This is a genomic window from Bradyrhizobium sp. HKCCYLRH3097, from assembly GCF_051167875.1.
Classification (GTDB): domain Bacteria; phylum Pseudomonadota; class Alphaproteobacteria; order Rhizobiales; family Xanthobacteraceae; genus Bradyrhizobium.
Window position 1 is genome coordinate 1 of sequence record NZ_JBNPTX010000005.1, and the last position, 22,848, is coordinate 22,848.

Consider the following 22,848-nt stretch of genomic DNA (forward strand, 5'->3'; position numbering starts at 1 on the left):
CATCACCGCCGGCTTGGCATCAGCACCGCGATGCCAGGACCACACCACTTCGCCGTCGCATCGCTCCGTTCGTCGGCACGGGCTGTGACACCCGGCTGCAGAGCAACGCGCCCATCGCCTCCCCAGCTCGACGCTTCATGACGATCGCGAAACGTCCCTCTTCAGCGAGCCGGGATGCGCGAGAATGTGGAGGTGATTTGCCCGACGTGGCAAGGGAGAACTTTGCGACAAACTGGCACGACGGGCAGTTGGCGCATGTGGGGCATGCGCGGATTGCCCGTCGGGTGGATGATCCGCCGACGTCTTCGCGCCGAAGAGCTTTGCCCCCACAAGAACAAGCCCGGCCCGACGCGCCGGCCGGGTGTTCGTGAGTAGTCTGGACTCTTTCCCCATCGTCCAACCATTTTTCATGTCGGTCGGCAGCAGATAGATTACTCAACGCAAACCAGCTTTCCATTCATGCAATCTGTGGTATCTATCGTACTCGCGCCGCAAGGAGGGCATTGATGGACGACGAGCTTGCCACCAAAGTCAAGGAGCAACTGGACGCTCAGTTAGCAAATGCGGCCCCGAATGTTGGCATCGCATTTGGCTTAGATCTTTTCGATGCCTTCCGCGACCGGAAATGGATTACGCTCAATACATTCGGAGCGTTGGGCACCTCTTTTGGCGCTACGAAACTGCCAGCCTACGGTTCACACTACGCGTTTCCAACTTGGGATCTTCCTGAGAATGAATTCAAGGTTGGCGAGGAACAGGATCCGTAAAGTCTCGCATGGACGCTCGACAGCCTCCAACCGCCCCCTTGGATTTCTGATTTGAATACCCCGAAGATTTCGTTGACAGCCCTCTTCAGGAGGGAAATTTTGATTAGTGGCACACGAGGGCAACCAGGTGGAAACGGATCAAGAATCAGCGCCCGAAGTCACAAGCGCTGAAAGAGCTGCTCGCCGAAAAATTCCAGGGAATCTTCCTTACACATCCAGCCCGGGTGTGTTGCGACGAGTACTGGAAAAGATACCCACATCGGAAAAGCCCGGAGTATTTAACTCGGACTTCCTCAGCACCGTAATGGGTGCCTCGGGAGGAGCAGCTCGGCCAATCATTCCGATACTCAAAGCTACAGGGCTTCTCAATCAGTCAGGCACTCCTACGGAGCTATACTCTCAGTTTCAGACAGATGCGGGCCGCCCCGGAGCGGCATTGCAAGCACTTCGGAATGGGTTTGGAGAGATATTCCGACGAAATCAGTATGCCCACCGCGCTGAGGAGCCCGCACTGATCGACGTGATTGTTGCAATTACCGGGCTACCAAAAAAGGAAAACATCGTTCGATACATCTTGAATACGTTCCAGGTATTTCAAGATACGGCAAAGCTCGCGCGAGAAGAAACTACCAACGACGAAAAACGAGACACTGAGCAACAATCGGATACATCACAAAGTCCACCTTCAGGTCGACTCGGCACGGGACGGCTGCAACTCGCGTACAACATCAACGTTGTCTTGCCTGAGACAACCAATGTCGAGGTTTATAACGCGATATTTCGAAGCCTTAAAGCGAACCTGCTGACATGAGCGATCATACCGTCGAGCTATTCGTATTGAAATGCGCAGTGATTGAGACGAATCTGCGTGCGACGTTAGCTGAGTACAATACTGGAAGATCAGGGGGACTAGTCAAGGCTGACGACGAGCAACTCGATCCCTTCATTAAGCAGTTCGACTTAACTACTAGAAAAAATGCCGCGGAGATGTCTCGCTACTATGAGATATTCTATCTTCTTGAGAATGACATCCGCCGCTTGATCGTCGAAACAATGGAGTCCGCACATGGATCTAGTTGGTGGGACAAGCGAGTACCCCAGGGGGTCTTAGACGAAGTAAAAAAGAATCGCACCCGGGAAGCACAAGCCGCAGTCTCAATCCGCTCTGAGGACGACATTGACTATACAACGTTCGGCCAACTCGGTGACATCATTCGTGAGAATTGGTCTGATTTTGCAGGAATGCTAAGCAACCAATCTGCAGTTTCGCGCGTCCTATCCGCACTGAACATGTTGCGCGGCACAATTGCACATTGCGGAGTTCTGGCCGAAGACGAAGTAGACCGGCTTAAGCTTGCAATTCGAGACTGGTTTAGGGTCTTAGAGGGACCGAAGGGCTGAGAACTGTCTCTATTCCCACTCAATCGTCCCCGGCGGCTTGCTGGTCACGTCGTACACCACCCTATTCACCCCCTTCACCTCGTTGATGATGCGCGTGGCCGTATTGCCCAAAAACTTCATATCAAACGGATAGAAATCCGCGGTCATGCCGTCGGTCGACGTGACGGCGCGCAGGCCGACGACGTAGTCGTAGGTGCGGCCGTCGCCCATGACGCCGACGGTCTTGACGGGGAGCAGCACGGCGAAGGCCTGCCAGATGGTGTCGTAGAGACCGGCCTTGCGGATCTCGTCGATGTAGATGGCGTCGGCCTTGCGCAGGATGTCGAGCTTGTCTGTCGTGATCTCGCCGGGGCAGCGGATGGCGAGGCCGGGGCCCGGGAACGGGTGGCGGCCGACGAACACGTCGGGCAGACCCAGCTCGCGGCCGAGCACGCGGACCTCGTCCTTGAACAATTCGCGCAACGGCTCGACCAGCTTCATGTTCATGCGGGCCGGGAGGCCGCCGACATTGTGGTGCGACTTGATCGTCACCGAGGGGCCGCCGGTGAAGGAGACGCTCTCGATCACGTCGGGATAGAGCGTGCCCTGCGCCAGGAAATCGGCGCCGCCGATCTTCTTCGCTTCGGCCTCGAACACGTCGATGAAGAGTCGTCCGATGGTCTTGCGCTTCTGCTCCGGATCGGTGACGCCGGCGAGCTCGCCGAGGAAGAGTTTTGACGCGTCCACGTGCACCAGCGGGATGTTGTAGTGGTGCCGGAACAGGTCGACGACGGTCTCGGCCTCGTTGAGCCTGAGCAGGCCGTGATCGACGAACACGCAGGTGAGCTGGTCGCCGATCGCCTCGTGGATCAGCACGGCGGCTACGGCGGAATCGACGCCACCGGAGAGGCCGCAGATCACCTTGCCCTTGCCTACCTGGGCGCGGATCTTCTTGATCTCCTCGGCGCGGAAGGCGTGCATGGTCCAGTCGCCGCCGAGGCCGGCGATGTTGCGGACGAAGTTGCGGATCAGCTTGGCGCCGTCGGGCGTGTGCACCACCTCGGGGTGGAACATCAGGCCGTAATATTTGCGCTGCTCGTCCTGGATCACGGCGAAAGGCGCGTTCGGCGAGACGCCGGCGACGGAGAAGCCGGGCGGCATCTGCGTGATGCGGTCGCCATGGCTCATCCACACCTGGTGCTGCTCGCCGGTCTGCCAGACGCCCTCGAACAGGCGGCTTTCCGTCTTCACCTCGACGTCGGCGCGGCCGAACTCGCGGTGGTGGCCGCCCTCGACGGTGCCGCCGAGCTGGGCGGCCATCGTCATCTGGCCGTAGCAGATGCCCATCACGGGCACGCCGCTCTCGAAGATCAGTTGCGGGGCGCGCGGCGAGCCTTCCTCGTGGACCGATTCCGGACCGCCGGAGAGGATCACGGCCTTGGGCTGCATCTGCCGGAAGGCGGCCTCCGCCTTCTGGAACGGCACGATCTCGCAATACACGCCGTCCTCGCGCACCCGGCGCGCGATCAGCTGCGTGACCTGGCTGCCGAAATCGACGATCAGGATCTTGTCGTGGAGCGCGGCCACGGAGGTGTCGGCGGCGGCGGGGGTGTTCGGGGCGTTGTCTTGGGCTGTCATGGCAAGCAATTACGCCGCTGCGGGGAGTCTCGCAACCCTTGCCAGCAAGCGATTCACCGGTGCGTCATCGACGGGAAGGCCGCCTCCCAGGCCTCCGTCATGGCCGGGCTTGTCCCGGCTATCCACGTCGACCGGCGCGGTTGGAACGACGTGGATGCCCGGGACAAGCCCGGGCATGACGACGGAGAGAGATGGGCCCTAGGGTGGGCAAAGGCGCGTGGCAGGCCTTCCATTTGGTCCACGCTGGTGCGCGCCGTGCCCACCGTCGGGCGGCGTTCACTGCGGCGATGCGGTGGGCACGGCGCCATTGCCATTGTCGTGCGCGGACATGGCGCGGCAGCGCCTTTGCCCACCCTACGGCAGCGTGGGTGCGGCTACGCCTGCTTCTTCAGCACCGACACGAAGAACCCGTCCGTACCGGTCCGGCGCGGGGTCATCAGCCAGCCCTCCGGCGTCTTCAGGGCGGCCTCGGCGAAGGCCTCGGCCTTGTCCCAGAGGACGGTGGCGGTCTGGTCGGGGGGCTGGATGGTGAAGGCCGGGTGGCGGGCGACGAAGGCGCGGACCTGGTCGCCGTTCTCCGGCTGCAGCACCGAGCAGGTGATGTAGGCGATGCGGCCGCCGGGCTTGACCAGGGAGGCGGCGCGGTCGAGCACTTCGGCTTGGTCCTTCAGCCGGATCTCCAGCGCGCCGGGGCGCATGCGCCATTTGGCGTCGGGGTTGCGGCGCCAGGTGCCGGTGCCCGTGCAGGGGGCGTCGATCACCACCAGATCCGCCGAGGCCTTGATGTCGGCGAGCGGGTCGGCGTCACCCTTGGGGCTGCGCACATCGGCATTGTGGACGCCGGCGCGCGACAGCCGCTCGTGGATGGGCGCGAGCTGGCGCTTGTCGTGGTCGGTGGCGATCAGCCGGCCCTTGCCGCCCATCATCGCCGCCAGGGCCAGCGTCTTGCCGCCGGCGCCGGCGCAGAGGTCGATGACCTGCTCGCCGGGCTTGGCGGCCGTGAACAGCGCCGCGAGCTGCGAGCCCTCGTCCTGGACCTCGATGCCGCCTTTGATGAAATCCTCCTCGGCATGGATTCCGGGATTGCGCGCGTCGGCGCCGAGCGTGATGCGCAGGCCGATCGGCGACCACGGCGTCGGCACCGCGCCGAGATGCTTCAGCGAGGCCTGCACCTTCTCGCGCTTGGCCTTGAGCGTGTTGACGCGCAGGTCGAGCGGCGCGCGGCTGGCCATCGCCATGGCCTCGGCGACGCGGTCGTCGCCGAACACCGCAGTGAGATACGGGTCGAGCCAGTCGGGATAGTCGCCGGCGACCGGCGGCGGCGCGCCCTCGGTCGTGCGCGAGGCCAGCGCGGTCTCCTCCTGCGCGGTCAAGGGCGGCGGCGCGAAACGGCTGCCGTCGCACATCGCCGCGATGGTCGGCACATCGAGGCCGCGCTCGAGCTTGAGCATGCCGAGCACCCGCGCCCGCGCCGTGTCGTCCTCCATGACATAGGCGCTGGAGGCACGGCGGCGGAGCACGTCCCAGACCAGGCCCGCGATGGCGGCCCGGTCGCCGGAGCCGGCGAAGCGGTGGCTGGTGCCCCAGTCCTTCAAGGCCTTGGCCGCCGGCGCCCGCTGGGCCTCGATGGTCTCGATGATGTCGATGGCGGCGGACAGCCGGGCGGCGGGGGTCATTCAGGAGGTCCAGTTCTAGATCAGGAGAAGGATCTTGAGCGCGAAATACAGCCACATCGCCAGCAGCACCAGCGCCGAGGCGGTCCAGGCGAGGCCGCGCTGGCGGCTGTCCTTGGCGCCGCTGACGAGGCCGGCATTGACGAAGCGGGTCACCACGAACACCCAGGACAGCAGCACGATGACCAGATCGGCATGCCGCAGCGGCAGCGCAATCGCGATCAGCGCGTAGAACAGCGTCGGCAGGCCGAATTCGTCAGCGACGTCAGCGGTTTGTGCCCGTGTCCTGTTCCAGAACAGCAGCGCGAAGGTGAGCCCGACCTGCACGAAGACGGGCAGCAGCACCATGGTCAGCGACATGGAAATCCCCCTTGGGAAAGTCGAAGGCCCGGCATGATGCCGGGCCCTCGTGGATGAACCGGTTCCCTCAGGACTCCCGATAAGCGCCCGTGGTTCCCGCTTTTTTCCAGACAGGCTTAAGAATTACATCAGGTGTGCTCAGGCCTTGTCGGGTCCGACCCGCACCAGCTGCTTGCCGAAATTGGCGCCCTTGAGCAGGCCCATGAACGCGGACGGCGCGTTCTCCAGGCCCTCGGTGACGTACTCCTTGTACTTGACCTTGCCGTCGCGGACCCAGGCCGACATGTCCTTGAGGAAGTCGCCATGGCGGGAGGCGAAATCGCTGACGATGAAGCCGCGGATGGTCAGCCGCTTGGTCAGCACATTGCGCATCAGCGCGCCGGCCCATTTCGGCGCCACCGACTGGGTGTCGTTGTAATGCGCGATCAGGCCGCAGACCGGCATGCGGGCGAAGGCGTTGAACAGCGGGAACACGGCCTCGAACACCGGGCCGCCGACATTCTCGAAATAGATGTCGATGCCCTTGGGACAGGCTTCCTTGAGCTTCGCGGCGAGATCGGGATCGCGGTGGTCGAGGCAGTCGTCGAAGCCGAACTCGGACTTCACGTAGTCGCATTTGTCCTTGCCGCCGGCGATGCCGATGACGCGGGCGCCCTTGATCTTCGCGATCTGCCCGACCGCCGAGCCGACCGCGCCGGAGGCCGCGGCGACCACCACGGTCTCGCCGGCCTTGGGCTGGCCGATGTCGAGCAGGCCGGTATAGGCGGTCATGCCGGGCATGCCGAGCACGCCCACCGCGGTCGAGATCGGTGCGAGCTTCGGGTCGACCTTGGCGAGGCCCTTGCCGTCGGAGATCGCGTGCGTCTGCCAGCCGGCGCGCGCCAGCACGATGTCGCCGGCCTTGAAACCGGGATTGTTGGAGGCCACCACCTCGCACACGGTCCCCGCCTCCATCACGCCGCCGACCGGCACCGGCTGGGCATAGGACGGCCCGTCGCTCATGCGCCCGCGCATGTAGGGATCGAGCGACAGCCAGATCGTGCGCAGCAGCACCTCGCCAGCACCGGGCGTCGGGACGGCGTAGTCCTCGAGACGGAAGTCGGTCGGCTTGGGCTCGCCGACGGGACGGGCGGCGAGAACGATGCGCTTGGCTTGGGACATGGTGTTTCCTCTTTTGTTGGTTGTGACGTTCGATGCTAGCCCCACGGGCACCGTCATTGCGAGGAGCGAAGCGACGAAGCAATCCAGGGCTTCACGCGCCGCCCTGGATTGCTTCGCTTCGCTCGCAATGACGGAAAAAGCGGGCGTGCGGCTTACGCCCCGCCCGGATAGTTCGGGCTTTCGCGCGTGATCGTCACGTCGTGGACGTGGCTCTCGCGCAGGCCGGCGCCGGTGATGCGGACGAACTCGGCCTTGGAGTGAAATTCGCCGAGATCCTTGGCGCCGACATAGCCCATGGCGGCACGGAGGCCGCCGGCGAGCTGGTGCATGACGTTGCCGACCGGGCCCTTGTACGGCACCTGACCCTCGATGCCCTCCGGCACGAGCTTCAAGGTGTCCTTGATGTCCTGCTGGAAGTAGCGGTCGGCCGAGCCGCGCGCCATCGCGCCGACCGAGCCCATGCCGCGATAGGCCTTGTAGGAGCGGCCCTGCCACAGGAACACTTCGCCTGGGGTCTCGTCGGTGCCGGCGAGCAGCGAGCCGACCATGGCGACGTCGGCGCCGGCGGCGAGCGCCTTGGCAAGGTCGCCGGAGAACTTGATGCCGCCGTCGGCGATGACCGGCACGTCGGCCTTCTTGGCGGCCTCGACCGCGTCCATGATCGCGGTGAGCTGCGGCACGCCGACGCCGGCGACGATGCGCGTGGTGCAGATCGAGCCCGGGCCGATGCCGACCTTGACCGCGTCAGCGCCGGCATCGATCAGCGCCTGCGCGCCGTCGCGGGTGGCGATGTTGCCGGCGATCACCTGCACCGCGTTGGAGATGCGCTTGATGCGGTTGACCGCCTCGAGCACGCGCGAGGAATGGCCGTGCGCGGTGTCGACCACGACGAGGTCGACGCCGGCCTCGATCAGCTTCTCGGTGCGCTCGAAGCCGCCCTCGCCCACGGTGGTCGCGGCGGCGACGCGGAGCCGGCCCTGGCCGTCCTTGCAGGCCAAGGGATGCGCGACCGCCTTCTCCATGTCCTTCACGGTGATCAGGCCGACGCAGCGATACTGGTCGTCGACGACGAGCAGCTTCTCGATGCGGTGCTTGTGCAGGATCTTCTTGGCCTCGTCCTGGCCGACGCCTTCGCGCACGGTGACGAGGTTCTCATGCGTCATCAGCTCGGAGATCTTCTGGCGCGGATCGGTGGCGAAGCGCACGTCGCGATTGGTGAGGATGCCGACCAGCTTGCCGGGGATGCCCTTGCCGCCGCCGGTGACCACCGGGATGCCGGAGAAGCCGTAGTCCTTCATCAGCGCCAGCGCGTCGGCGAGCGTGGCGTCCGGCGCGATGGTCAGCGGGTTCACCACCATGCCGGATTCGAACTTCTTGACCTGGCGCACCTGGGCGGCCTGGCCCTCGGGATCGAAATTGCGGTGGATGACGCCGATACCGCCGGCCTGCGCCATGGCGATCGCCATGCGCGCCTCGGTGACGGTATCCATGGCCGAGGCCATGATCGGAATGTTGAGCGGGATCTCGCGCGTCACGCGCGAGCGGATGTCGACCTCGGAGGGCAGCACATCGGACAGGCCCGGCTTCAAGAGCACGTCGTCGAAGGTGAAGGCTTCGCGAAGTGTCTGGACGGTCGCCATCGTCAACTCCTTGTCTGCGGCCAAAACGGCCGCGATGCGGGTACAGATGAGCGACGCCGCCGTCGAGACCATGCCTCGCCGTCGAATCGGTGCCCATCGGTGGGGTTGACGCGGGTCGATAGCATGGGCCTGTGACGAATCAAAGGGCCGATCCGCTGTCCTCCCGCGATTGCGAAGAACGGCCCAGACCGGCCCTGATCAGGTCCGAAACGCGCAACAAAAGGTCGCGAAGACCCCGATTCCGGAGCAGAAGTTCCGCGCCTCTAGCGCCATGCGCCCGGCGGTGGCCCGTAGCGGCGGATGGCCTCGACCACCTCACGGTGCCGCCGGTCCTCCCGCCGCATGTGCACGGCGATCAGCGCGTGCGCCGAGGGCACCAGCAGCAGGACGTGGAAGAACAGGCCGAGGACCAGGCACACCAGACACAGCAGCAGGTTGAAGATCGCCGCGAACGGCTGCCCGTTGAGCAGCAGACCCAGCGGCGGCACCAAAGCGGCGAGCAGGTAGATCATCGGCACATCTCCAACAAAACGGGACGCGGCAGCGTCACGCTGCATCTATGGGGCCATGCCAGCAGCGCAATGGCCCCGTTCGTCGCAGGGTGTTAAAGCCCCGGCGCCCGCCCTCGTCCTCCCGCTGCCGACCTCCGATGAACAAGCAACGCGTCATTCCGCTGATCGTCGCCACCGCCCTGTTCATGGAGAACATGGACTCCACGGTCATCGCGACCTCGCTGCCGGCGATCGCCAGGGACATCGGCACCAGCCCGCTGACGCTCAAGCTCGCCATCACCTCCTATCTGCTGTCGCTGGCGGTGTTCATCCCGGCGAGCGGCTGGACCGCCGACCGCTTCGGCGCGCGGCGCGTGTTCTCGAGCGCGGTCGCCGTGTTCATGATCGGCTCGATCGGCTGCGCGCTCGCCAACTCCGTCGAGAACTTCGTGTTCGCGCGCATCCTGCAGGGCATGGGCGGGGCGATGATGACGCCGGTCGGGCGCCTCGTGCTGCTGCGCTCGGTCGACAAGAGCGCGCTGGTCGGCGCCATGGCCTGGGTCACCATCCCCGCGCTGATCGGTCCGGTGATCGGACCGCCGGTCGGCGGCTTCATCACCACCTATTTCTCCTGGCACTGGATCTTCCTGATCAACATCCCGATCGGCATCGTCGGCATTATCATGGCGCTGCGCTTCATCGATCCGATCAAGAGCGACAATCCCGAGCCGTTCGATCTCTATGGCATGGTGCTGGCCGGCATCGGCCTCGCCGGCCTCGCCTTCGGTCTCTCGGTCGCCGGTCTCAACCTGCTGCCGTGGCCGGTGGTCGCGAGTCTCGTTGCGATCGGCGCGATCTCGATGACGCTCTACGTCCGCCACTCCTGGCGCACCAACTCTCCGGTGCTCGATTTCTCGCTGCTGCGGCTGCCGACCCTGCGTGCCTCGATCGTCGGCGGCTTCATGTTTCGCCTGGGCATCGGCGCCCTGCCCTTCCTGCTGCCGCTGCTGATGCAGCTCGGCTTCGGGCTGTCGCCGTTCCAGTCCGGCCTCGTCACCTTCGGCTCCTCCGCCGGCGCAATGGGCATGAAGGCGCTGGCCGCGCGCCTCATCCGCGCCTTCGGCTTCCGCCATCTGATGACCGTCAATGCCGTCGTCAGTTCGGTCTTCCTCGCCGCCTGCGCGCTGTTCACGCCGGCGACCCCGCTGCTGCTGATCCTGATCATTCTCGTGGTCGGCGGCTTCTTCCGCTCGCTGCAGTTCACCGCGATCAACACCGTCGCCTATGCCGAGGTCGAGACTGCCCAGATGAGCCGCGCCACGACGCTCACCAGCGTCAACCAGCAGCTCGCGATCTCCGCCGGCGTCGCGGTCGGCGCGTTCTCGGTGGAGACCACGATGTGGATGCACGGCGCGAGCCAGCTCACCGCGGCGTCCTTCGCGCCCGCCTTCATCGTCGTCGCGATCACGTCGGCGCTGTCGTCGATCCTGTTCTGGCAGATGCCGGATGACGCCGGCAGCGAGATCTCAGGCCGCAAGGTGGCCGCGATCGCGAGCCGCAAGGGCGCCGAGAAGGGCGCGGAGAAGGCCGCCAGGAAATCGGCGAGCGAGACCACGCATGATGCGCGGGATCAGAAGCTCGGCTGATCGTCCCGCTTCCGGCTCAAGGCCGCCTCGCCCCGGACTTCCAGTAGTCGGCCAGGCGATCGGCCCACATCCGCGCGTGCAACTCGGTGCCGGCATGGCTCATGTGGCAGCCATCGTGGCGCAGCTTGAGCCCGATCTGGTCGGTATCCGGGCCAGGATAAACGCCGAGTGCCGGGTTCGGCACGGCGGCCTGGGCTGAACGGATGATCTCGTCGGGAACACTGCCGCAGAGCGTCGCCGTGGCGACGAAGATCGGCGCCGTCAGGTCGGCCGCCCGCAGGCCGGCAACGATCTCAAGATAATTGCGCAAGTAGGACAGTCGTCCCGCTTCCTTCATTTTCGCAGTGACGTGCAGGGACGCGCCGTCCTCCGCACCATTGGTGGAGAACGCGAAGGCGTTGTACTCGCCCTGATGCCAGAGCACCGCGCTCGGTTCGAGACCTACGTCGCGCAGGCCGGCGACGGTTGCGAGCAGCACCTCGAAATACTTGCCGCCGCGGGCGCGCCACTCCTCGAGATAAGTCCCGCCGATCGCAACGGGTGCGATCACGACCGTCTTCGCCAGCCCGCGATCGATCAATTCGTCGCCCAACCGGGTGGCGACGTTCTCGCCCTCGCCCGGCGTTCCCAGCAATGGATTGCGCGCCACGTAGCAGCGGCCGTCGAAGCGGTCGAAATTGTAGAACCGGTTGTGAGGCTGATAGAGCCGGCCACTCTGATCGGGCGCGCCGGTGTTGGAGATGTTCGACTGGCCCGCGGTCAGAAGCACCACCAGCCCCTCGCGCGGAATCGCGTCGCAGGCAATCGACGTGGCCCTGGCACGCACAGCCTCGTTGTCCGGCAGGAGGCAGCGCGAGGCGTTGCCGCCCGCGATGAAATCCGCATCAGAACCGTACAGTGCACGGGCCAGGTTGCGTCCCTGCAGCAGGCTCTGCACCTCCGGGTCTCCGCTCGCGCCATCGATACGACGGTCGATGTCGGCAAAGGCGGCGCGCCGCGTGCGCACCTGCTCCAGCAGTGCCAGGAACCCAGGGGCGGTCGAGATGGGTCCGACGGCGCAGGGAACGCAATTGCCGTCGCGCGATTTGGCCGAGGTGGTCGGCTGGCAGACGTCGCGGGCCGGCAGCACCTCCGCAGCTCCTGCCGTCGCGGTCAACGAGACGGCCAACCACGCTGCGACAAGCGTGGCCACGATTGCGCGTCGCATCATGCTCGGATCACTTCTTTCGTCGCCTCGGCTGACGGCCGCCTCAGGCGCCGGGCATCTTACTCCCAGCCTCGAACATGCCTGAGGAGACCGGATTTCCATTATAGTCCGACTTCATGAAAGAGAGCCGAATCGATCCGCAGCCGCTCGCGGCGATGGCGATGAACTGTTGGCCGTCCGCGCTACTCCTGGCAGCGACGGCGCTTGCCGCCCCGGCACTCGGCGGCATCGTCAGACCAGCCTTCATCCTCGGCTGCGCGGTGGCCGGCTGGTTCGCGTGGCGTCGCAGCCCCGCGGCCCACGTGCAGTCGGCGATCCTGATGTTCGCCTTTGCTCCTTTCGTGCGCCGCCTGGTCGACATCTCCGCAGGATTCGATTCGTCCGGCGTCATGCTGAGCGGCCCGCTGCTGTTCATCATCGCGCCAGTTCCGAGTCTGGTGCTTTCGCCCTCGGACAAGGACAGGCCGGGCAATCCCTGGCTCGTGGCGCCCTTCATCGTCCTCGCCTGCATCGTCTATGGCGGCGCGCTGTCGATCTTCCAGAATGACTGGTTCAACGCCGCCAATGGCGGAATGAAATGGGCCGCGCCCGTACTCTATGCGATCGCCCTGCAGCAGCGGGCGCGATCCGACGGCGCCCTGCTCGATGCAATCACGCGCGTATTCCTGCTGGTGCTGCCGGTCACAGGCCTTTACGGCATCTGGCAATATGTCGATCCGCAAGGCTGGGATCGGTTCTGGATGGTGAATGCCAGCATCACCTCGGCCGGCTATCCGCTGCCCTACATGGTGCGCGTGTTCAGCACGATGAACGGCCCGGCCAGCTACGCGACCTTCACGGCCACCGGCCTGCTGCTGGTGGGCTTCCTGCGCCCGGGATGGCTGGCAATGGCGGCGATGGCGCCCGCGGCGCTCGGCCTGTTGCTGTCGCTCTACCGCACCAGCTGGATCACGCTTGCGGTGGGCGTGCTGTTCTGCATGTTGTTCCCCGCGACGCGGCGTCGGGCCGTATCGATCACGGTCGGATTGGTCGGCGCGGTGATCGTCACCGTCATGTTCACGCCGTTCGCGGAGGTCATCACCTCCCGTCTGGAATCGCTCGGCAGCGTGTCGCAGGACAGCAGCGGCAGCGAGCGGCTGGATGAGTTCGTCACGCTGTGGAATGCGCCGAACAGCATGGTCCTGGGATCGGGCTTCACCATCACCGACGTCGGCGTCGCCGGCGCGATGCCGATCGACGGGCAGATCATCGCAAGCTGGGTGACGATGGGCATTCCGGTCGGACTGATCTGCCTCGCGGCCTATGTCTGGGTTGGGCTCGCCGCCACCGGCGCCGCGTGGCGGATACCGACGCGCGAGGGCGCCGTGCTCGGGGCGCTCGCCATCAGTGCGCTCTTGATTCAGCTGCCGCTGACCAGCATCTCCTCCGGCGAGGTCTCGGCGCTGTTCTGGATGCTCGTCGCGATGGCCTGTCCGCTCGACCAGATGGCCGACGGAGCACGGCGCACCGTCGCCGCTCGGCAGCATCAGGCCGGCGCCTGATCGGACGTTGCAGCGCGCGGCGTGATCGCCGCAGTCTGGAGCTTGCGGGAGGCCGGCGGTGCGAGCCCGAAGACGGCCAGCAGATTGAGCCGCCGCAGGATGGCATGCGCGATCAGAGGAAGCACCACGCCGGCCGCCGTTCCGGCCAGCAGATAGACCCATGGCGATGGCGGGATGTGCAGCTTCAGCATGATGATCCGCATGCCCGAGCCGGCAAGGATGTGCAGCACATAGATCGTCATCGACGCGACGCCTGCGGCCGCAAGCCAGCGATGGCTCGTTGGCGCGAGCAGCTTGCAGAGCCCGACCGTGCCGGCGATCCCGAGCACACAGGCCGGCAGGGAGGCGAGTCCGTTGGCGTCCATGCCGGACAGCTGGCCGCCCAGCGCCACTGCGGCCGCAAACGCGATCCCGATCACGGCCAACGCGGACCAGCCGGACGGCCGCCATTCCGCCACGACGCTGACACCGTAGACGCCCGCGACATAGAACGGCAGATGATGCAGCGTGAGCGCGAGGTCCGGCCGGATCGGCAACGCGAGGAACACGCCGAGCCCGGCCAGCGCGAGCGTGGTCAAAACCGTCCGCGACGGGACCAGCACCGCGATCACGTGGCAGATCATCAGCGCGTAGAGGAACCAGAATTGCGCGATTGGACGATACCAGATCGCGGTGAGATCGCCGGGATGTATCGGGATGTTGGCATCCCGCGCCAGCAGCATCGTGATCCCGCCCTGGATCAGCGACCACAGCACGTAGGGGTAAGCGATGGTCCAGAGCTTGGAGGTGAGGAAGGGACGCGCGCCGCGCCGCAAGCTGTGCTGCACGTTCAAGCCGGCCAGGAAGAAGAACAGCGGCATGTGGAACGTATAGAGCGTGTAGTCCATCCAGCGCGCGACGGCTCCATCCGGGAAGATGCCGGGGCGCACCAGACCGCCAAGCACATGACCGTACACCACCAGGATGACGCCGAGGCCGCGCGCGAAATCGATCCACGCCGTGCGCGCGGTGTCAGCCGTTGCCCTCTGCGTTCCAGCATCCATGCCCGACTTGTCCTGCCTCTGTCGCGCAGCCCGCGTCCGGTCCGCGATGCTGCAAAGTCAGCGCCCCAAGTCATATCGCAGCCGGCTTTGCAGCGCCGTCGGCGCCTGCCAGGACATCGGAGGTATTCTCGCGTTAGTCTTAACCAACCGATAAGCCTCTGCCGGATGGCACGAGCTGGAGGCAATGGCGCTGCCGTGATGCTTCTCCGAGGCGAGCTCGAGGTAACGCCGTGCCACCGTCTCGCGTCCAAGTGCGCGGTTCGACGGGGGGCCCGCTGCCGCCTGCGGCGGCCTCTCTGCCTACCCGACAGCACGATCGGCAACTCACCGCCCGACGAAACCGCGTCGCGCCAGCCCTGCCAGCGCACCGCGCAGGCGGGCGCGATCGGTGATGACGCCGCGGGATGAGCTGAACAGGCGGACCACCAATTGCCGCCGTTGCGCTTCGTCGGGCTGCAGGCGCAGATGCGTGGTCGTCCTGGAGACGGCCTCGACCGACGCCTCGAGCCATCCGAGGCCGTCGAGATGCAGCGGCAATCGGGTGCCCGACCGGGTCATGCGATGATGCGGTGGACCGGCCACGCGGGCCGACGACAGCGACAGCGCCTCGATCTTGCACGGCACGACCTCGCCGCTCTGCGCCAGCCAGCCCGCCTCGTCGCTCGGAAACAGGTCCTCGCCGCGCGGCAGCTCGAAGCAGACGAGAAACGCGATGAAGGCGATGAGCATCGCGATGCCGGCCCATAACAGATTGAAGTAGTCGATCGACGAGATCTCGCTGGCTGCATTCGGCGACACGAACGCCCAGACGATGGCCGCCGCCGAGCTCGCGGCGATCCCGCCAAAGATCGCGGCGAGCTTGCCGTGGACGCGCGGCTTGGAGCGGTCGCCGCCCTTGTCGGTCACCTTGAATGGGCGGCCGAACGGCCGGACCAGCGCGCTGAACAAGGTGGCCGTGACGGCAAAGCAGGTCACTGCATGGGTCGCTTCCATGAACAGCGGCAGGGTCTTGGAACGCGAGATCCAGCCCATGTAGATGATCGTCCCGAGCAGCGCCGGCACGCCGTAGCGCAGGAACGACAGATAGTCGGCCTCGAACGCCGGCAGCCCGGCGAACCAGTAGATCGGCGGCGCGATCAGAAGCAGCACCATGAACGGCTTGCAGGCCCAGTTGAGCACGCCATGCAGGAAGTGCCAGCGCTGGGTGAAGCTGTAGCCGCGGCTGCGCAGCGGGCCGTCGCGCAAGAGCGCGACCTGAATCGTGCCGAGGCACCAGCGGGCGCGCTGGGTGATGTATTCGGGCACGCCTTCCGCCGAGAGGCCGAAGCTGAGCGGTTCGTTCAGCCAGACCGTGCGATGGCCGCGCTTGAGCAGCGTGTAGGTGAGGTTGAGATCCTCGGAGATCGCCGCGTGCGGGAAGCCGCCGATCTCCATGAGCCGCTCGCGGCGGACGACGAAGGAGGTGCCGACACAGAACGCGCAGCCCCAGGCGTCCTTCGCCGGCTGGAACACGTCGAAGAAGAAGCGCTGGTCGTCGACCCAGTGGCTTGACGCCAGCAGATTGTGCTGGATCGGATCGGGGTTGTAGTAGAATTGCGGCGTCTGCACGACGGCGATATCGGGCTCGGACAGCAGCAGGCCGACCGTCCGCTGGAGGAAGTCGCGGCGCGGGGCGAAGTCGGCATCGAGCACCAGGATCACCGGCGCGTTCGATAGCTGCGCCGTCGCCGCAAGCGCGTTGTTGAGATTGCCGGCCTTGGCGCCCTTGTTGTCGGGCCGCGTCAGATGGCGCGCGCCGACCTCGTCGCAGAAGGCGCGGAGCCGATCGCGCCTGGTGTCGTCGAGCACCCAGACGGTCTTGTTGGGATAGTCGAGCGCGAGCGCGGCGAGGATCGAGCGCTCGACTATCTCCATGGGCTCGTCATAGGTGCAGATGAACACGTCCACGGCCGGCTGCTCGCCCCGTGCGGCCAGTGCAGCTTGCGCGGCGTCGGCCTGTCCCGAGCGGTCGACGCTGCGGGTCAAGATCAGAATCGACATCAGCGTGTAGGAGATCGCCACGATCTCGAGCGTGATGAACAGCCGCGGCCACAGCGCCTGCAGGGTCAGGTCGAACACCGGCAGCGTGTCGTGCCAGCGCCACAGCGTGTAGATCAGGAGGAACGACGCTGCGGTAGCGCCGAACAGCAGGCGGTCGCGCCGGCGCGTCGGATCGAGCAGACGCGCCATCACGAGGAGCCCGAGCAGGACTCCGAGATCGGTGGTCAACACCGAGGCGTCATTGCTGGGCAGCGGAAACATCAGGGAACCCTTGCGCCGGTGAAAGGATTCCAGCCGGTCTCGGCGAGCACGGCCCAGGCGGTAGCACCGAGATGCGGGCGCTTGTAGTAGAAGAAGTCCTGGATGGTGGTCGCGCCCGTCGGGTCGATCGACAGACCCGTGGTGAGGCGCGCGTTGCGCGTCGCGTTCAGCAGTCCCGTTGCCGTGCGGTCGGCACGCAACCCTGCAAGCAGCTCCTCGCTGGCAGCGGCATCCCCGGCCATGCGATAGGCCAGCGCCGCCTGCGCGGTGCCCTCGACCCAGACGCCGTCGCGATCGCCGTTGAAATCGAAGCCTCCGTCGACGGCAAGATGAGTTTCGGCAAAGCGCAGCGCCCTGCGCCAGTCGGGCGTATCCGTCACCGCCATCCACGGCCAGAGCTGCACGTCGAGCGCGAGCAGATTGTCGTCGGCGAGGCGGCCATCGGGCTTGGTGCCGAGCAGGAAGCGATCGCCGCGGAACGTGCGATCGAGCAGGCGGCGCGCCGTCTGCGCGGCATCCTGATAGCGCGGCTCCAATGTGATACGATGGAGCCAGGAGGCCACGGCGTAGACATCGGCATTATGCTCGGTCGACATCCAGCTGAGGCGCACCTGCTGCGGATCGTAACCGTGATAACCGCCGCTGAAGCCGTCCGCTCCGTTCGTTGCGCTGGCAATGATCCAGTCCATCAGGCGCCGCGCGCTGGACAAGTAGCCCTCCTCGCCGGTCGCCTGATGCAGCGTCAGCAGCGCCAGCGCTGCCCAGGCGACGTTGCCGGTCGCGGTGCCGTCCTGCGCGGCATCCTCGCCCCAGATCTTCTTCTGGTCGTCCCACCAGCCCGGCAGCAGCGCCGCCCCGGGGCCGACAGGACCGGCGCGATAGGCATTGCGAAGGCGCCCATCGCCGAAGGTGCGATCATGAGCGGCGGCATGCACCAGCGCGTTGCCGATCACGCGGCCCTCGTCGGTGCGACCGCATGCGACCAGCGCGATCGCTGCCAGAGCGTTGTCATAGGTGAACGCCGTCGTCGAAAGGCCGAGCGGCAGCCCCTCCTCGTCGGCACCCGGCTCGTAGCTGCGAATGAACGCCGCGTCACGGCCGGCGAGGCCAGGCTCGACGGCCTGCACCAGTCCCGCACAGAGCGAAGTCTCGGCCCGCAACGGCGATGCGCCGCCGAGCAGAGCGATCACCGCCATCGTCATGGAGAGAAGCCTCATTGTGCCGAGACCGCGCGCGCCGTCGGCAGCCACTGCTCGTCCAATACCGGCTGCTGCACCGGGTGCGACCGCAAGGCGGAGTCGAGCTTGGTGACACCGGCACGGCGCGTCGCTTCGTCCGGCTCAGACGGATCCAGGTCGGTCAGCGACGCAACGAGGTGGCCGAGCCGGCGCCATGTCACCGACATCGACGGCACGATGCCATTGTCGCGCGTCACGGTGACCCACTGCCCCACCGTGCAGGCCGGTGTCGCCGCGGAGGTCGGCTGCGCCGCCGGCTTTTCGTCGGCAGCATCAGGCGTGATCATGACATAGAGCTCGCGCCGCTCGGTCTGCGGAAATGGCACGGCAAAGCGCTCGTCGACCTTGTCGCTGGTCTTCGGCAGCACGGCGCTGACGATGCCGCTATGGAAGCCGCCGCCATCGATGCGCACCTTGGTGCCCGGCTTCATCGCTTCGCCCTGGCGATAGGAGAAGATCGCGACCACAAAACGCTTGTCGCAATCGACCACCGAGGCGATCGTATCGCCGGCGCTGACGTGGCGTCCGGTGTCGGCGCCCACCGCCAGAACCTTGCCGGGACCGGGCGAGAGCACGTCCGCGGCAGCGAGCCGCGCCAGCCGCGCGCGCTCCGACTTGATCAGGCCCTCGAGATCGTCGAGCACGGCCGCCTGCTGTTTCTCCTCGATCTCCATCCGCCTTGCATCGAGATCGATGTCACGGCGCTTCTGACTGAGCATGTTCAGCGCGACCAGATCCTCGCCGACATAGACGCCGGCGTCGAGCGCCTTCAGCTGCGTCAGCTTCTGGTTCAGCTTGGCAGTCTGCGCATCGGTGTCGTGCAGCGCCGCCGCATATTGCTGCTCGGTCGGCTTCAGCATCTCGACGCTGGCGGCATCGCGCGCGACCATGCGGTTCTGGCGGTCGACGATGGCCTTCTTCTCGCTGCTCTGCGCGTTCGACTGCGCGACGCGGGCACGCAGCTCCTCGATCTGGGACTGCAACTGCGCCTTCAACTGACCGGCTTGGCTCGCGATCTCCTGATCGAGCGAGCTGACATAAGCGACGTCGGACTGATGCTTGGCGCGGGTGGCGTCGAGCTTCTGACGCGCGTCGCCCGCCTTTTCTTCCAGCAAGATGAGCGTGGCGCGGTCGAGCCGCGGATTGGTGATCTCTGCGAGGCGGTCGCCGGACCGAACCTCGCCACCCGGCTTGGCCGTGAGCGAATCGACCTGGCCCGCGATCGGGGACGTCAGCAGCATCACCGGCGCATCGACCACGGCGCGATCGGACTGGTCGGCCACGATCGGCGGCACCACCGCGGTCAGCATCAGCGCCGAGAGGATGCCGGCCACGCCGAGCGCCGACACCCTGAGGATCACGGGATGGCGCTGTGGCTGGGTTGCGGTCTTCGGAGTGGCGCGACGTTGCGCGGGGGCTGGCTTGAAACCGTCATCGAAGCGATCGGTCATCAGGTCTCTTTCGGTTTGGGGTGACACGCCCCGAAAGACGCTTCCTCGGCTGATCCGGAGTTCCAGGCTCCGGTCTCGATGGCTCAACCCAAACCAGATCGCGGGCACATCGTTTCAAGCTGCGCCCGATCTCCGCGCTCACCTCCGGTCACGTTATGTTGCAGTGCGATGGCGCGGTTTCCGCTTGCGGCCGCACTCAATCCTCATTCGCCTTGAAGCGTCCGAGTCCCTTCAAGATGAACGGCGCGATCAGAGCAATCAGCGCGACGACCAGAAGCGTTGCAGAGATCGGCGACTGCAGCAGGGTCATGGGGTCCCCAAGGCTGATCGCGAGCGCCCGCCGCAACTGGCTCTCGGCGATCGGCCCGAGGATGAGCCCGACCACGACGGGCGCAATCGGGAAATCGAACCGGCGCATCAGGAAGCCGAGCACGCCGAAGCCGGCCAGCATCGACAATTCGACCACGGACGGCTTTGCGGCGATCGTCCCCATCGTGGCGAACACGAGGATGCCGGCGTAGAGCCAGGGCGTCGGGATCGCGAGCAGCTTCACCCACAGACCGACCAGCGGCAGGTTGAGCACCAGCAGCATCGTGTTGGCGATGAACAGGCTGGCGATCAGGCCCCAGACCAGATCGGGCCGCTCGGCAAACAGCAGCGGGCCCGGATTGAGGCCATATTGCTGGAAGCCGGCGAGCATCATCGCGGCGGTCGCCGAGGTGGGCAGGCCGAGGGTCAGCAGCGGCACCAGCGTGCCCGCGGCGGAGGCGTTGTTGGCGGCCTCAGGACCGGCGACGCCCTCGATCGCGCCCTTGCCGAACTGCTCGGGATATTTGGTCAGCCGCCGCTCGGTCGAATAGGACAGGAAGGTGGGGATCTCCGCCCCACCGGCCGGCAGCGCGCCGATCGGAAAGCCAAACATCGTGCCGCGCAGCCACGGCTTCCATGACCGCTTCCAGTCCTCACGTGTCATCCACAGCGAGCCCTTGATGGCCTCGATCTTCTCCTCGGTGTGATGCCGGCGCGAGGCAACGTAGAGCGCTTCGCCGACCGCGAACAGGCCGACCGCCAAGGTCGTCACCTCGACGCCATCGAGCAGCTCGGGCACGCCGAAGGCGAGCCGCGCCTGCCCGGTGAGCTTGTCGATGCCGATGAGGCCGAGCGTGAGACCAATGAACAGGCTGGTGAGGCCGCGGATCGGTGATTCGCCGAAGGTCGCGGACACCGTGACGAAGGCGACGCACATCAGCGCGAAGTAGTCCTCCGGCCCGAAGCGCACAGCGATGTCGACGAGGTAAGGCGACAGGAAGGCGAGACCGATGGTGGCGATGGTGCCTGCGACGAAGGAGCCGATCGCCGCGGTCGCCAGCGCCGGGCCGCCGCGGCCGGCCTTGGCCATCTTGTTGCCCTCGAGCGCGGTCGCCATCGAGGCGCTCTCGCCAGGCGTGTTGATCAGGATCGCGGTGGTCGATCCGCCATACATGCCGCCATAATAGATGCCAGCGAACATGATCAGCGAACCGCCGGGATCGAGCTTGTAGGTGACCGGCAGCAGCAGGGCGACCGTGAGCGCCGGCCCGATGCCCGGCAGCACCCCGACGGCGGTGCCGAGGAACACGCCGACCAGCGCATAGAGCAGGTTCATGGGCTGGACGGCGATCGCCATCCCATGCGCGAGCGCGGCAAAGGTGTCCATCAGAGCAGTCTTTCGAGCGGACCGGCGGGAAGGCTCAAGGTCAGGAGGCGGTCGAAGGCGAGATAGATCGTGGTCGTCAGCACCGCGCCGATGACGAAATCGGTGACGAAGGCGCGCCGGCCGAACGCCGCCGACGTCGTCACGAACAGCGCCGTCGTCGCCAGGATGAAGCCGCCGCCGAAGCCGATGATGGCGATCAGCAGCGCAAGTCCGACAAGAATGAGCAGCACCGCGACCGGATCGGAGCTCTCGCGCGGCGGCAGGTTGCCTCTGACGGCATCGATCAGATTGGCCAGTGCAAGAATGCCGAGCCCGATCGCGATCACGACCGGCATGACCTGCGGGCCCATGCCGTACATCGTGGTCGCCGGGATCTGATTGGCGTCGTAGACCAGCACGAGCGCGACGGCCGCCAGGAGCGCCGCAATGACGATGCCGGCCTTGTCGACGCCTCCCGAGGCGGGTGTCTCGGTGCCGGCGCGCTCCGTCGTCATGACTTGACGAGGCCGACCGACTTCAGCACGTCGGTGACGCGGACGTTCTCCTTCTTCAGGAACTCGGCGAAGGCGTCACCCGGAAGATAGGCGTCATCCCAGCCCTTCTGTTTCAGGATCTCCTTCCAGGAATCCGACTTCACCATCTTCTCGACGGCCTCGCTGAGCGTCTTTTTCTGCTCCGGCGTAATGCCGGGCGCAGCGACGACCGAGCGCCAGTTGGCGAGCACGAGATCGATGCCCTGCTCCTTGAAGGTCGGGATGTCGACGCCGGGAATGCGCTTCTCCGAGGATATGCCGATCGCGCGCAGCTTGCCGCTCTTGATCTGCCCGTCATACTCGGACAGGCCGGAAATGCCGGCGGTGACCTTGCCGCCGAGGATCGCCGCCAGCGACTCGCCGCCGCCTGAGAACGGGATGTAGTTGACCTTCTTGGCGTCGGCCCCGACGGCGCCGGCGAACAGCGCGGCCATGACGTGATCGACACCGCCGGCCGAGCCGCCGGCGAAGGTGACCTTGGCGATGTCGGCCTTCAGCGCCGCGGCGAGATCCTGCGCGGTCTTGATCGGCGATGCGGCCGGCACGACGATGACCTGGATCTCCTCAGTCAGCCGCGCGATCGGCGTCACCTGCTCCAGGGTCACCGGCGACTTGTTCATGGCGAGCGCGCCGACCATCACGAAGCCGTTGACCATCAGCTGGTTGCCGTCGCCCTTGGCGCCGGTGACGAACTGCGCGATGCCGACGGTGCCGCCGGCGCCGGCGACGTTGGTCACCTGGACGCTGCGTGCCACGCCCGACGCCACGAAGGCCTGCTGCATTGCCCGCGCGGTCTGGTCCCAGCCGCCGCCGGGCGCGGCCGGCGCCATGACCTTCAACTCGAGTTGCTGGGCGAAGGCTGGAGTACCGGCAAGCACAGTCAAAGCGACGACCGCGCCGAACAGGCGCGTACAGAACGAATTCAAAGCGGTCCTCCACGGTCGGCCGAACGAACGGCTCGCGTTTCTTTTGCTTCTGAGGAACGGCATTTCAGCGGGAAATGCGGCCGCTGTCCAGACGGGATTGCTCGCGCCGTCGCCCGCGTTGCAGCAGCAGCCTTGGGAGAACGAGACGGTTGTGGG

Annotated in this window: 19 protein-coding genes; 5 read left to right on the top strand and 14 right to left on the bottom strand. The window is 66.0% G+C overall.

Annotated elements, in window-relative coordinates; genetic code table 11:
* Positions 1 to 506: 506 nt before the first annotated feature.
* From ACQR0U_RS13890 to ACQR0U_RS13900, 3 genes are all read left to right on the top strand, one after another.
* Positions 507 to 767, top strand: coding sequence for a hypothetical protein (locus ACQR0U_RS13890; protein WP_434872171.1), 261 nt, complete (start codon positions 507 to 509; stop codon positions 765 to 767).
* A 127-nt stretch (positions 768 to 894) separates the two neighbouring features.
* Positions 895 to 1,578, top strand: coding sequence for a DUF5343 domain-containing protein (locus ACQR0U_RS13895; protein WP_434872172.1), 684 nt, complete (start codon positions 895 to 897; stop codon positions 1,576 to 1,578).
* Entirely contained in the window at positions 1,575 to 2,168 is a 594-nt protein-coding gene (locus tag ACQR0U_RS13900) for a Swt1 family HEPN domain-containing protein (RefSeq protein ID WP_434872173.1), read from the top strand. The genes ACQR0U_RS13895 and ACQR0U_RS13900 overlap by 4 nt, the downstream gene beginning before the upstream one ends.
* 9 nt (positions 2,169 to 2,177) lie before the next feature.
* On the opposite strand, the gene guaA is transcribed toward ACQR0U_RS13900, so the two are convergent.
* From guaA to ACQR0U_RS13930, 6 genes are all read right to left on the bottom strand, one after another.
* Complete coding sequence (guaA, locus tag ACQR0U_RS13905) at positions 2,178 to 3,785, bottom strand: glutamine-hydrolyzing GMP synthase (protein WP_434872174.1); 1,608 nt, start codon at positions 3,783 to 3,785, stop codon at positions 2,178 to 2,180.
* A 374-nt stretch (positions 3,786 to 4,159) separates the two neighbouring features.
* On the bottom strand, positions 4,160 to 5,461 hold the full coding sequence (locus ACQR0U_RS13910; RefSeq protein ID WP_434843363.1) for an RsmB/NOP family class I SAM-dependent RNA methyltransferase: 1,302 nt from the start codon (positions 5,459 to 5,461) through the stop codon (positions 4,160 to 4,162).
* 15 nt (positions 5,462 to 5,476) lie between these two features.
* On the bottom strand, positions 5,477 to 5,818 hold the full coding sequence (locus ACQR0U_RS13915; RefSeq protein WP_315827416.1) for an MAPEG family protein: 342 nt from the start codon (positions 5,816 to 5,818) through the stop codon (positions 5,477 to 5,479).
* Positions 5,819 to 5,956: 138 nt separating this feature from the next.
* On the bottom strand, positions 5,957 to 6,979 hold the full coding sequence (locus tag ACQR0U_RS13920) for an NADP-dependent oxidoreductase (protein ID WP_434843364.1): 1,023 nt from the start codon (positions 6,977 to 6,979) through the stop codon (positions 5,957 to 5,959).
* Between the two features lie 152 nt (positions 6,980 to 7,131).
* Positions 7,132 to 8,619 (bottom strand): IMP dehydrogenase, encoded by a 1,488-nt coding sequence (gene guaB, locus ACQR0U_RS13925; protein WP_315827414.1) that lies wholly within the window; start codon positions 8,617 to 8,619, stop codon positions 7,132 to 7,134.
* Between the two features lie 263 nt (positions 8,620 to 8,882).
* Positions 8,883 to 9,131, bottom strand: a complete 249-nt coding sequence (locus ACQR0U_RS13930; protein ID WP_315749790.1) for a hypothetical protein — start codon at positions 9,129 to 9,131, stop codon at positions 8,883 to 8,885.
* Between the two features lie 137 nt (positions 9,132 to 9,268).
* Between ACQR0U_RS13930 and ACQR0U_RS13935 the strand changes: the two genes are divergently transcribed.
* Positions 9,269 to 10,756 (top strand): MDR family MFS transporter, encoded by a 1,488-nt coding sequence (locus ACQR0U_RS13935; protein ID WP_315749788.1) that lies wholly within the window; start codon positions 9,269 to 9,271, stop codon positions 10,754 to 10,756.
* Between the two features lie 16 nt (positions 10,757 to 10,772).
* Here ACQR0U_RS13935 and ACQR0U_RS13940 read toward each other — a convergent pair whose 3' ends face one another.
* Positions 10,773 to 11,966, bottom strand: a complete 1,194-nt coding sequence (locus ACQR0U_RS13940; RefSeq protein ID WP_316202145.1) for a sialate O-acetylesterase — start codon at positions 11,964 to 11,966, stop codon at positions 10,773 to 10,775.
* 113 nt (positions 11,967 to 12,079) lie between these two features.
* Here ACQR0U_RS13940 and ACQR0U_RS13945 point away from each other — a divergent pair, with 113 nt between their 5' ends.
* Positions 12,080 to 13,504, top strand: a complete 1,425-nt coding sequence (locus ACQR0U_RS13945) for an O-antigen ligase domain-containing protein (protein WP_315827412.1) — start codon at positions 12,080 to 12,082, stop codon at positions 13,502 to 13,504.
* Here ACQR0U_RS13945 and ACQR0U_RS13950 read toward each other — a convergent pair.
* From ACQR0U_RS13950 to ACQR0U_RS13980, 7 genes are all read right to left on the bottom strand, one after another.
* Positions 13,489 to 14,547, bottom strand: coding sequence for an acyltransferase family protein (locus ACQR0U_RS13950; protein WP_315714415.1), 1,059 nt, complete (start codon positions 14,545 to 14,547; stop codon positions 13,489 to 13,491). The two genes, ACQR0U_RS13945 and ACQR0U_RS13950, sit on opposite strands and share 16 nt — an antisense overlap.
* Before the next feature lie 324 nt (positions 14,548 to 14,871).
* Positions 14,872 to 16,848 carry a glycosyltransferase family 2 protein gene (locus tag ACQR0U_RS13955; RefSeq protein ID WP_434843365.1) on the bottom strand — a complete coding sequence of 659 codons (1,977 nt, stop codon included), beginning with the start codon at positions 16,846 to 16,848 and terminating at the stop codon, positions 14,872 to 14,874.
* Positions 16,848 to 18,050, bottom strand: a complete 1,203-nt coding sequence (locus ACQR0U_RS13960) for a hypothetical protein (protein WP_434843366.1) — start codon at positions 18,048 to 18,050, stop codon at positions 16,848 to 16,850. The genes ACQR0U_RS13955 and ACQR0U_RS13960 overlap by 1 nt, the downstream gene beginning before the upstream one ends.
* Positions 18,051 to 18,061: 11 nt before the next feature.
* Positions 18,062 to 19,537: an HlyD family secretion protein gene (locus ACQR0U_RS13965; RefSeq protein ID WP_434843367.1), complete on the bottom strand. Its 1,476-nt coding sequence runs from the start codon at positions 19,535 to 19,537 to the stop codon at positions 18,062 to 18,064.
* Between the two features lie 196 nt (positions 19,538 to 19,733).
* Positions 19,734 to 21,233, bottom strand: coding sequence for a tripartite tricarboxylate transporter permease (locus ACQR0U_RS13970; RefSeq protein WP_434872175.1), 1,500 nt, complete (start codon positions 21,231 to 21,233; stop codon positions 19,734 to 19,736).
* Positions 21,233 to 21,727: a tripartite tricarboxylate transporter TctB family protein gene (locus ACQR0U_RS13975; protein WP_315714420.1), complete on the bottom strand. Its 495-nt coding sequence runs from the start codon at positions 21,725 to 21,727 to the stop codon at positions 21,233 to 21,235. Before ACQR0U_RS13975 ends, ACQR0U_RS13970 begins: the two co-directional genes overlap by 1 nt.
* Positions 21,724 to 22,692 carry a Bug family tripartite tricarboxylate transporter substrate binding protein gene (locus ACQR0U_RS13980; protein ID WP_315714421.1) on the bottom strand — a complete coding sequence of 323 codons (969 nt, stop codon included), beginning with the start codon at positions 22,690 to 22,692 and terminating at the stop codon, positions 21,724 to 21,726. Before ACQR0U_RS13980 ends, ACQR0U_RS13975 begins: the two co-directional genes overlap by 4 nt.
* Positions 22,693 to 22,848 lie beyond the last annotated feature (156 nt).